At 41.0% G+C, this 11,066-nt stretch carries 6 protein-coding genes; 4 read left to right on the top strand and 2 right to left on the bottom strand.

What is annotated here, in order from left to right:
- Positions 1-5: 5 nt before the first annotated feature.
- Positions 6-491: an acetyl-CoA carboxylase biotin carboxyl carrier protein subunit gene (locus tag Q0058_RS05880; RefSeq protein WP_298221855.1), complete on the bottom strand. Its 486-nt coding sequence runs from the start codon at positions 489-491 to the stop codon at positions 6-8.
- 99 nt (positions 492-590) lie between these two features.
- On the bottom strand, positions 591-2,777 hold the full coding sequence (locus Q0058_RS05885) for a radical SAM protein (protein WP_298221857.1): 2,187 nt from the start codon (positions 2,775-2,777) through the stop codon (positions 591-593).
- 140 nt (positions 2,778-2,917) lie between these two features.
- On the opposite strand from Q0058_RS05885, the gene Q0058_RS05890 reads away from it, so the two are divergent.
- The 4 genes from Q0058_RS05890 to Q0058_RS05905 form a co-directional block, all read left to right on the top strand.
- Positions 2,918-6,523, top strand: coding sequence for a T9SS type B sorting domain-containing protein (locus tag Q0058_RS05890; RefSeq protein ID WP_298221859.1), 3,606 nt, complete (start codon positions 2,918-2,920; stop codon positions 6,521-6,523).
- Between the two features lie 75 nt (positions 6,524-6,598).
- On the top strand, positions 6,599-8,188 hold the full coding sequence (gene bshC, locus Q0058_RS05895; protein ID WP_298221861.1) for a bacillithiol biosynthesis cysteine-adding enzyme BshC: 1,590 nt from the start codon (positions 6,599-6,601) through the stop codon (positions 8,186-8,188).
- 9 nt (positions 8,189-8,197) lie between these two features.
- Positions 8,198-9,355 carry a T9SS type A sorting domain-containing protein gene (locus Q0058_RS05900; protein WP_298221862.1) on the top strand — a complete coding sequence of 386 codons (1,158 nt, stop codon included), beginning with the start codon at positions 8,198-8,200 and terminating at the stop codon, positions 9,353-9,355.
- Between the two features lie 245 nt (positions 9,356-9,600).
- On the top strand, positions 9,601-11,066 hold a 1,466-nt coding region (locus Q0058_RS05905; protein WP_298221864.1), incomplete at its 3' end, for a T9SS type A sorting domain-containing protein.

Raw genomic sequence — 11,066 nt, forward strand, 5'->3', positions numbered from 1 at the left:
TTGGTTTACTCGAATTCAATTAATAACTGGTTTTTCTCCACAGCATCGCCCACGGCTACGGCAATCGATTTGATCACGCCATCGCGCGGCGAAAGGAAACTGTTTTCCATTTTCATCGCACTGAGAATGATCAGGTTGTCATTTTCCTTAACCGTTTGGCCAACCACGACGCCAATTTCAATGATGAGTCCGGGCATCGGAGCTTTGATCGCGTTGATGTGTTTAGTCGCACTGATATCAAATCCCATGGCTTGAATCCGTTGGTCGAGCGCATTGGAAATTACTACCGAATAGGTATTGTTATTGACTTTAACCGAGTATTTTTTTTGGTTGAAATTTGCTTGCAGGATTTCTGCTTTGTGGGGAAGATTTTGCCTCAGGATATGGAATTTGTTGGCTTCCACGCTTACGGCATCGAGTTGTGACAGGCTGTCTTTGTCGAGATTGAACTCTAAAGACCCGTTCACTTTTACTTTATAGTCAGTGGTCATAGATTGGATTTTAATGAATGTAAATTTAGATATAATTTTATTTTGATTCGCGTTAAAAAATCATATAAATGCAAAATAAATATACATAAATTGTAAAATCTACAAACTTAACAGGCCAAAATTGTGTAAAGTCGTCATCGGTTTGGAAAACCAGAAAAGTTCGAAATCCTCAAGTTCGTTTTCAAAATCTTTTTTAATTTCCTGTAAAGTGAGCAGCTTCAAATTGAAAATGGAAATTTTTTCCAACATCGCCATCAGCCACTCGCCTTCGGTTTTATTGGTTTGAATCGTGAAGCTTTCTTTCTTATCGTGAAAAGTCAGCGCCATCATGTCCCACGCATTTCCTTTTTTGGTTTTAGTGAAAAGTTCGACCCCAGGTTTTCCGCCAAGCCAAACGATTTTTGACGTTGGTTTTAACTGAAAATCCTGCTCATCGACTAAGGCGTTTCCAATAAAATCGTACGGAATCCTGGTCTTTGGAATTTTAAACTCGAACCAATCCTGCAGCGGAAAATCGAAACAGATGCCGTGCATGAAATTGAATAAGGATTTTTTCAAACCGAAACTGAACTGGTCATGGTCGATTCCGGTTTGATCTTCATAAAACAAATCATTATTGGCAAACGAACCGATGGTTTCAGAGGTTTTAGTCACACCAAATTTTTCGGGATACAACCCAACCGGGCTGTGAGCCGTCATCGCAAACTGATGCCAAAATCCCGATTGCAAAACGCCGGCTTCAAACAACTGACGCACCATTTCGAGGCTATCGATGGTTTCCTGAACGGTTTGTGTTGGATAACCGTACATTAAATACGCGTGAACCATGATTCCGGCTTCGGTAAAATTGCGCGTCACTTTGGCGACTTGTTCAACCGTAACGCCTTTATCAATCAATTTTAATAAGCGATCCGATGCCACTTCCAATCCGCCGGAAACAGCAATACAACCTGAAGCTTTCAATAACAAACACAAATCGCGGGTGAAACTTTTCTCAAAACGGATGTTCGTCCACCAAGTCACAACGATTTTTCTTCTCAGGATTTCGAGCGCCACTTCACGCATCAATGCCGGCGGTGCCGCTTCATCGACAAAATGAAAACCGCTTTCGCCTGTTTGCGCCATGAGTTCCTCAATTCTGTCAACAATAAGCTTTGCAGCAACCGGTTCGTAGATTTTGATGTAATCGAGCGAAATGTCACAAAAAGTGCATTTTCCCCAATAACAACCGTGCGCCATCGTGAGTTTGTTCCAGCGGCCGTCGCTCCACATTTTGTGCATCGGGTTAACAATCTCGATTACGGAAATATAGCGGTCTAACGGTAAACCTGAATAATCGGGCGTTCCGACTTCACTTTGTTTGTAGTCCGATCGAATGGAATTGTTTTTATAAACGACTTTTGCGTTTTCAAGCAGAAAGGTGCGTTTGTATTCTACGTTGGTTTTCAATTCACAATAGTCAATCAGCAATTCGACAGGAAGTTCGCCATCATCGAGCGTGATAAAGTCGAAAAACTCAAACACGCGTGCCTCGGAAAGCGAACGCAATTCGGTGTTGGGAAAACCGCCGCCCATAGCGATTTTAATTTGCGGATGATGTTGCTTTACCCACTGTGCACAACGGAAAGCTGCATACAAATTGCCCGGAAAAGGAACGGAAATCAAGAATAAATTGGGTTCGATGGTCTCGAATTTTTCTTTTAATATCGAGCATAAAACGCCGTCAATATATGTCGGTTTGCTGTGTAATGTCTCGTATAATTCATCAAAAGAATTGGCACTTCTGCCCAAGCGTTCGGCATAACGGCTGAAACCGAAATTTTCATCGACGCATTCGACTATAAAATCTGAAATATCTTCAAGGTATAGTGTCGCAAGGTGTTTGGCTTTGTCTTGTGTTCCCATGTTGCCGAAAGCCCAGTCGAGTTCTTCCAAAGTTGCAAAACGTGAGGCTTCCGGTAAAAAATCTTCCTGACAGATTTGTAAAGCCAACGTTGGATTTTTGCCCTGAAGAAAAGCAATTACTGCATCAATGGTTTTGATGTATTCGTGTTGCAGTGCGAGAATCCTATTGGAATTATCTGAAATTGGTTTTTCTGGAAAGGATGAAAAAAGCGCCGTCAATCCGTCTTTGGAGAACAACTTCAGAATAACTTCAATGCCCAAATCAGCCTGCTCCGAATCGATGCTTTTGGTATTCAGAAACCCTTTGATGTAGGCTGTTGCCGGATACGGAGTATTCAGTTGGGTGAAAGGCGGCGTAACGAGGAAGGCTTTGGTTTTCAAAACGCAAAATGATTTGTGCAAAATAACGGTAAATAAATGATTTCAAGAATCGTATTGAAGATTTTTAAAGCAAAAAATATAGGCTCCAAACTTTTTATTAAGCAAATTTTAACTATGTTTGAAGCCCTTAAACGCCAGTCATGAGAATAATCGCGATTTTATTGTTTTGCTTTGGAGCTATCATGGCTACTGCCCAGAATAATATTATTAAAGACAACCACAAGATAAAATTTGAAGACCAATACGGGCGGTTGATTACCGACCCTGTCAAACGCCTTGTTTATATTGAAAAAAAGCAGCGCCAGAACGATTCTATCGTCAAACTATTAAGTCGATCTTCGCTGGCTCAGGTCATGGTACCCTTGTGCAGCAACGGGAGTTTTGAAGAATTTGAAACCATCGGCGCTTCTAATGTATTGAAAAACTTTGCTTACACCATTGGTAGTCCGGACAATCCGACGCAATGCAAATCAATTTTTTCTTCGGGAAACTTAGGAATCAAACAATATGATCCGGCCGATACAAATCTGATGGCCTCGACCGTTCCAGCCAATTTCCTTGATCCATACATGGGTAACATCAATGCTTTTGATCAGTTTTGTCTGAAAATAAATTATGCCGAAAGTTCTTCAACACTTGGGTTAATTCAGGGCAAACGATTTAAGACAGACAACGAAACGCGCTTAAAATTCAATTATAAAGCAGTGTTGCAGGCCATTTATGATCACGATCATGATAATGAACAGCCCTATTTTAAGGCACGCGTGGTCAATAGTAGCGGAGCTGTCGTCAGCGAGCTATGTGTTACTGGCGATGCGCAGAATTGCATATTCAAACAGGCACCGTTCATGTCCAGCGGAAGTGTCATTTTATATACCCCGAATTGGCAATCGGGAATATTAGACATTTCGAGTATCCCGAATAATGAAGAATTTACGGTGGAATTCATTACAGCCCGATGCGGCCTCGGAGGACACTTCGGTTATGGCTACGTGGATGACATCTGTCTTTTACATTCGAATGAGAACGTGCAGGGAAGTATTGATCTTGATCCGTTGTATAAAAACTGCCCGACTTTCCCGTTTCAGATCTGCGGCGATTTTACGATTCCCAACTCAGGGGGAATTTCCGCTACGATCACTTCTGTCGTATTGGAAGTGCGTGATGCCGCCAACACGGTAGTCTACACCTCAAGCACCCCGACCTTAGATATGGTCAATAAAAGATTCTGTTATGACATCCAAGCAACCAATTTGCCTAATGCTACAGCCGCGGATTATAATGCTTCAGTCACTATTAATTATGGTTTGGCTCAGACCAATTGCGCTGGAACTAATTTTAGCACGGCGAGTTGTAGTGATGCCAATCCGGGCTCGGACATTTCATTCCTGAACTGTGTGAATTGCGATCTCGATATTCACACTGCCAAGCTAACACTTTGCGATCCGGACCATAATGGAAAAGAATTTTTTAATCTGACGAGTGCGGAACCCTTGATCATCGCCAATACGACCGGCTTGACTTTTAGTTATTTCGCTGCATTAACAGATGCCACAGCCAACACCAATCCGATAACGGCCTTTACAAACTACGAAAGCAGTAGTAAACCCGTTTTTGTTAGAATTCAAAAAGATGCAGCCTGTTTTAAAATTATCGCCATCAGCCTGATTGTAAAAAACCCTTCGGCTTCCATTACCGGAATTTTGAATGTCTGCAGTGGTAGTACGACCTTGACAGCCTCACCGGGAACAGCCTATTTGTGGATGAACGGACTGACCACGCCAAGCATTGTTGCCAGCGCTGTCGGAACCTATAGCGTAACGGTAACCGATTCTTTTGGGTGTCAAGCTGCAGGAACCGTAAACATACTCAACAGTCTTGTCGCTGTTCAGCCAACCATTGCGGTCTTGCAGCCTACATGTTTCTCCAACACAGGAACCATTAGCATCACCTCGCCTGCCTCACAGTATAGTTATGATAATGGTATGACGTGGAGTACCGATGCATCGAGAAGCAATTTGCCGATTGGGATTTATAATATCAAAGTCAAAACCGTAGCCGGGTGTACTTCTTATAGTACCGAAATAAATTTGGTTCCTTTTTTATTGTCCTTTCCGGATTTTTCAGCAGTGCAACCCACTTTTTGCGGCGATTTAGGTAGCCTCACCATAACAACTGCCAGCGATGCATACAGTTTTGATGATGGCCTGACCTGGACCTCCAACAATACGCAATCCAATTTGCCATCGGGCACCTACCTCCTCAGGGTAAAGGATGCGTTTGGCTGTATTTCGAGTTCCAATAGCGCTGTTTTAAACGGTGAATTTCTCGATGATCCGCTTTATACTATCGAGAACCCGTACTGTGGTAATCCCGGAAGCATTACCATCACTACACCGGCCGCGCAGTATAGTTTTGATGGTGGAACCACGTGGCAGACTTCGAACGTCGGAACCAATTTAACCAGTGGCAATACCCTCATTAAAATCAAAAATGCTCAGGGTTGTACCTCTTCAAACGTGTATGTTTATCTGAGCAATTTCGAAAGCTCTTATCCTCAATACATACTCAATGATGCCGGGTGCGGGGTTTATGCGAGCATCACCATAACAACTCCTGGTGATGCCTATAGTTTTGATGATGGCCTGACCTGGACAACCGACCCTACGAAACCAAATTTATCTACAGGAAGTACTTACCGTTTAAAAGTCCGTAAAGGGGCAACCTGTAAAACCTATACAGCCTATGTTACTGTTTACAGCAGTTATTATCCGATTCCAACACCTAATGATTTTGAAGTGATTCTTTGTGATGATTTGAATGATGGCTCTGAAAATGTTGACTTGACGGTATACAACACGAATCTGATTGCCAATGCTGCTAATTATACATTCCAGTACTTTAAAACCCGGATTGCTGCTGAGAATGCTGATGGATCGCAGCAGATTACAAACCAATATTCCTGCAATCTGAGCAATAGCAACAACACCGTATATGTCAGAGTGATTTCAGACCACAATTGTTATGCAGTGGTCGGACTTCAATTCACTTTCCTCGATGCACCGCGAATTACCATGCTCGATCGCTATCCGTTATGCCAATTCAAAAGTGTTTTGATTGATGCCAGTCCGGGTTACGACAGCTATTTATGGTCGACCACTGAAACCACTCAGAAAATCACCGTCATACAACCAGATCAATACTGGGTGACTGTTACAGAAAACCACGGTACACTGATTTGCAATACGCGCAAGACTTTCGAAGTTTTCTTATCCAATCCGGCTTACATCGTGCGGATTGATACTTTCGACTGGTCGGTTGACGAGAACAGCATCATGATAACCGCGAGCGGGTATGGAAACTATGAATATTCAATTGATGGGGAAAACTATCAGGATGAAAATGTTTTCTCAAACCTAAAACACGGGGAATACAAAGTATATGTCCGCGACAAAAATGGTTGCGGCATGGTAGACCAAGACGTTTTTCTATTGATGTATCCGAATTTTTTCACGCCTAATGAAGATGGTTATAACGATACCTGGAAGATCAAACTTTCTGAAAACGAACCGGGGCTCACCATCAGAATATTCGACCGCAACGGAAAGTTTTTGAAAGAACTCGGCAACAGCAAAGGTTGGGATGGAACGATCAACGACAAACCACTGCCGGCTTCTGATTATTGGTTTCTAGTAACCCGCGGTGACGGAAAAGAATTCCGAGGCCATTTCAGCCTCAAGCGATAATTGCTTTTCCCAACCGAATGTTAAAGCCAAAAAGTGTATTTTTACTTTTTGTTACTTTTACCAAAAAATTCGACTATGCCCACCGATTGTATCAGCTACCAGGATTCCGGTTATTTTATTCCCTTGATGAATGATTATTTAAATCAAAAACCGGAGCTGAAGACGCTATACCATCGGTTTCCCACACTTGAGAATTTTGAAAAGCAGTTTCAGGAAAAGCAATCCCAATTTACGCAGGAACATCGGTCAGTACTGGTCGCGGCTTTAAAAAAACAATACGCGAACATAGAAACCAGTAAACGTACAGCTCAAAATATTGACGCTTTATTGCAACCTGATACGTTTACGGTAACCACCGGGCATCAATTGAATTTGTTTACAGGGCCGTTGTATTTTTTATACAAAATCATTTCGACCATCAACCTTACCAACGAATTAAAAGCAAAATATCCCAACCAGCATTTTGTGCCGGTCTATTGGATGGCTACCGAAGACCATGATTTTGACGAAATCAATTACTTTACTTTTAAAGGAAAAAAAATACGTTGGAATGTCAGTAGCTCCGGTCCGGTCGGCAGGCATTCCACGCAAGGACTGGATCAGGTCTTTAAGGTTTTTGAAAAAGAAATCGGAAACAGCACCAACGCACAATTCATTAAAAACCTTTTCGAATCGGCTTACCTAAAGCATAACACCTTAACGGAAGCCACTCGTTATCTGGCGAATGTCCTTTTTGGTGCATCCGGTTTGGTGATTCTTGATGCTGATGATGCGGCTTTGAAAAGAGCATTTATACCGTTTGTGAAGCAAGAATTATTGCAACAGACTTCGCATCGTGAGGTTCTGACCACGATTGAAAAGTTGAAAAATTACAGCATACAAGTCAATCCGCGCGATATCAACCTTTTTTATATTGAAGACAACCTGCGCGAACGCATCATTTTGGAAAATGGAAAATATAAAGTCAATGCGACTTCGCTTGAATTTTCGGAAGCTGAGATTATCGAAATTTTAGAACAGCACCCTGAAAAATTCAGCCCGAACGTGATGCTTCGCCCTTTATATCAGGAAGTTATTTTGCCTAATCTGTGTTATATTGGTGGCGGCGGCGAATTGGCGTACTGGCTCGAATTGAAATCGTTTTTTGAAGCTGTCGCGGTACCTTTTCCTATACTTTTACTGCGAAATTCTGCCTTGCTCGCTACACAAAAACAGGCGGAGAAAGCGGATAAATTAGGATTAACCTGGAAAGATTTGTTTTCAAAACAGGCAGATTTAACCAATCGCAGGGCGGCTTTACTTTCAGAGTTTCCGATCGATCTGTCGATTCAGAAAGACCATCTGAAGAACCAATTTCATTACCTGCATATATTGGCCAACCAAACCGACAAATCCTTTTCCGGCGCGGTAAAAGCTCAAGAAGCCAAACAAATCAAGGGCTTGGAGCATTTAGAAAAAAGGTTGCTCAAAGCCCAAAAAAGAAAATACGAACACGAACTAGAACGCATCCTAGATTTGCAGCATTCACTATTTCCGAATGGTGGTTTGCAGGAACGCCAGGCTAATTTTTCTGAATTCTATATTGAAAACGGCGATGCTTTGTTGAAAAAAATGTTTTCAGAACTCAAACCACTTGAGCATGAATTTACTATTTTGGTCTTTTAATTAAAATGGATGAAAACAAAATTACTATACCTTTTTACAATCCTCGCGGGATTTTTCGCCAACGCGCAGGTATCTATTGTTGGAACCGGTGTGAATGGTTGGCCTGAAACTCAAACCACTCCCGAAATTATGCTCTCCACTACAGATAACATTTCGTATTTTATTCCTAATTTGGTGATCACGAATGGTTTTGTCAAATTCAGGAAAGATGCATCATGGTTGTATAATTGGGGTGGAAGTACTTTCCCGAGTGGAACTTCATATCAAAATGGTCCGGATATTCCCACTATTGCGGGAACTTATGATGTTACTTTTAACATTTCGAACGGTACTTATACTTTTATTACTTCAGCCAATTTTCCAAGTATTGGTATTTGGGGTCCGGCCGTTGATTCTCAAAATGGATTTGCAGGGCAAGATGTTGACATGACTACAACGGATGGCATTCATTATACCTTATCAGGATTTTATTTTAGTAGTGGTCAAGCGTATTTCAGACAAGACAATGCCACTAATTTTGTTTGGGGAAGCACAAGTTATCCGACAGGAACAGCAGTTCAGAACGGTCCGAGTATTTTTATTCCGGGCGGAGAACATTTCGTTACCTTCAATAGAATTACCCATGAATATACTTTTAACTTTCCCAGTGTGGGTATTTTAGGAACAGCCATTGGTGGTTTTGATGTGGATGATACTGATTTGTGGACAACCGATGGGTTTTCTTATCAATTGGATTTGCATTTGAATATCGGTGAAGTTAAATTCCGAAAAGACAACAGTTGGACTGTCAATTGGGGATCTAATGCTTTTCCTTCTGGAACTGGTATTCAAAATGGGGCGAATATTCCAATCGGGATTGATAGCGATTATAATGTTGCGTTCGATCGATTGTCCGGACAATATACTTTCACCGGATTGTTGGCAGCACAAAATTTTGAATCAGAAAGTTATAGCGTATATCCAAATCCTACAACAACTTTGTGGAATTTTGAAACTGTAAACAAAACTATTGAGAAAATAGAATTGCTCGATATTTTAGGAAAAACTATTTTAAGCATAGAAAAAAATACTACGGTTATAAATGCATCTTCACTAAATAGTGGAATTTATTTTGCAAAAATTTACACTGATAAAGGTTTTAAAATGATTCGATTGATCAAGATGTAGCGATTAAAACTATAGGCTTTCTTTTTTAATGTTAATTTTTTAATTATCTAATGTGCAATATTTCTCTCTTCTAATTATCAAAATGAAATTATTTGAAAGTTAAATTAATGTATCCCCAATTATAAGTTAAAAAATAATCTTATCAACACGAAAACGTTTTCGTGGTTAATTTTAATAAGTGTTTATCGCAGGCTAGCCTTTTTTACTCTAAATTAGCGACATATAAATTATTTAACTAAAAAATCATGAAAACAAAATTACTTTTATTACTTACAATTTGTTTGATGTCATTCGGCATGAATGCTCAAGTAAACTCAGTTGCCTTAGTTGGTGAAGCAGTCGGAGGTTGGCCTCCTTTTCCTGGAGATGACCCTAACCAATTGACACGAGTTGATGCAGACAACTGGATTATTGAAAATGTACCCGTTGCTGTAGGTAAATGTAAACTACGTGCTAATAACACTTGGGGTGGTGCTGGTGGAGAATGGGCTGGTGCTTTCCCAACTGCCGTTGGAACCAGTTCTGGTGATATTAATGTTACTATTGCTGGAGTTTATACAGTAACTTTAAACACGGCTACTGGTGTGTATAACTTCGACAGTGGCACAGCGATTCCTGTTGTTAAATTAGTAGGAACTGCCGTTACTGAAGCGGGTGGTCTGACAATGGCGCCAACAAGCGCTACCACTTTTCAACTTACGAATGTTACTTTGGTAGATGGTACGGCACAATTTGATGTTGACGGAGCATTATATGGTGACGACACTGCTGTGACTTCCCCTGAAGGTAATATTACAGGTGGTATAGTAGATTCGGCATTAACTCCGGTTCAGGCTAGAACCTATTCTTCTATTACGCTAGATACTGATTCTGGATTGTTTGTATTCACTGCGGCTCCTGTTTTTCCTTCGATAGCCCTTGTTGGTGCTGGTGCTGGTGGATGGCCAACTGGCGCGCCGGGAGAAATAGATGCTAACGCATTAACAACTACTGATGGTGTTATCTATACTTTGAATGGCTTAACATTGACAACTGGTGATGTTAAATTCCGTCAAGATAATGCTTGGGCAGTAAATTGGGGTGGTACTGCTTTCCCAGCTGGAACTGCAGTATTTAATTCTCCTGATAATATTCCTGCTGTAGCAGGTACTTACGATGTTACTTTCAACCGAACTACTTTAGAATATTCTTTCACTGTACCGACCATTGCTATCGTTGGTTCTGGTGCTGGTGGATGGCCAACAGGAGCTGCGGGAGAAATTGATGTTAATCAAATGACTACAACTGACGGTGTAAATTACACTATATCAGGTCTTACATTGACAGATGGAGAAATCAAATTCAGACAAAATAATGCTTGGGGAGTAAATTGGGGTGGCACTAGTTTCCCAGCAGGAACTGCAGTATTTAATTCTCCTGACAACATTCCTAGTGTAGCCGGAATTTATGATATCACTTTCAATAAATCAACATTAGCATATAGTGCTCAATTGTTAAGTACTAAAGGATTCCTATCTTCTAACTTCAAAATTCATCCTAATCCAACTCAAAACGTTTGGAACTTTACTTCAGCGAAACAAGCGATTCTATCGATCCAAATCGTAGACGTTTTAGGAAAAACGGTAATGACTATTGCTCCTAAAGATATGACTGCTACTGTAGATGCTTCTAGCTTAAACAGCGGATTGTATTTTGCAAAAATCACAACTGC

Source organism: Flavobacterium sp., from assembly GCF_027484705.1.
Lineage (GTDB): Bacteria > Bacteroidota > Bacteroidia > Flavobacteriales > Flavobacteriaceae > Flavobacterium.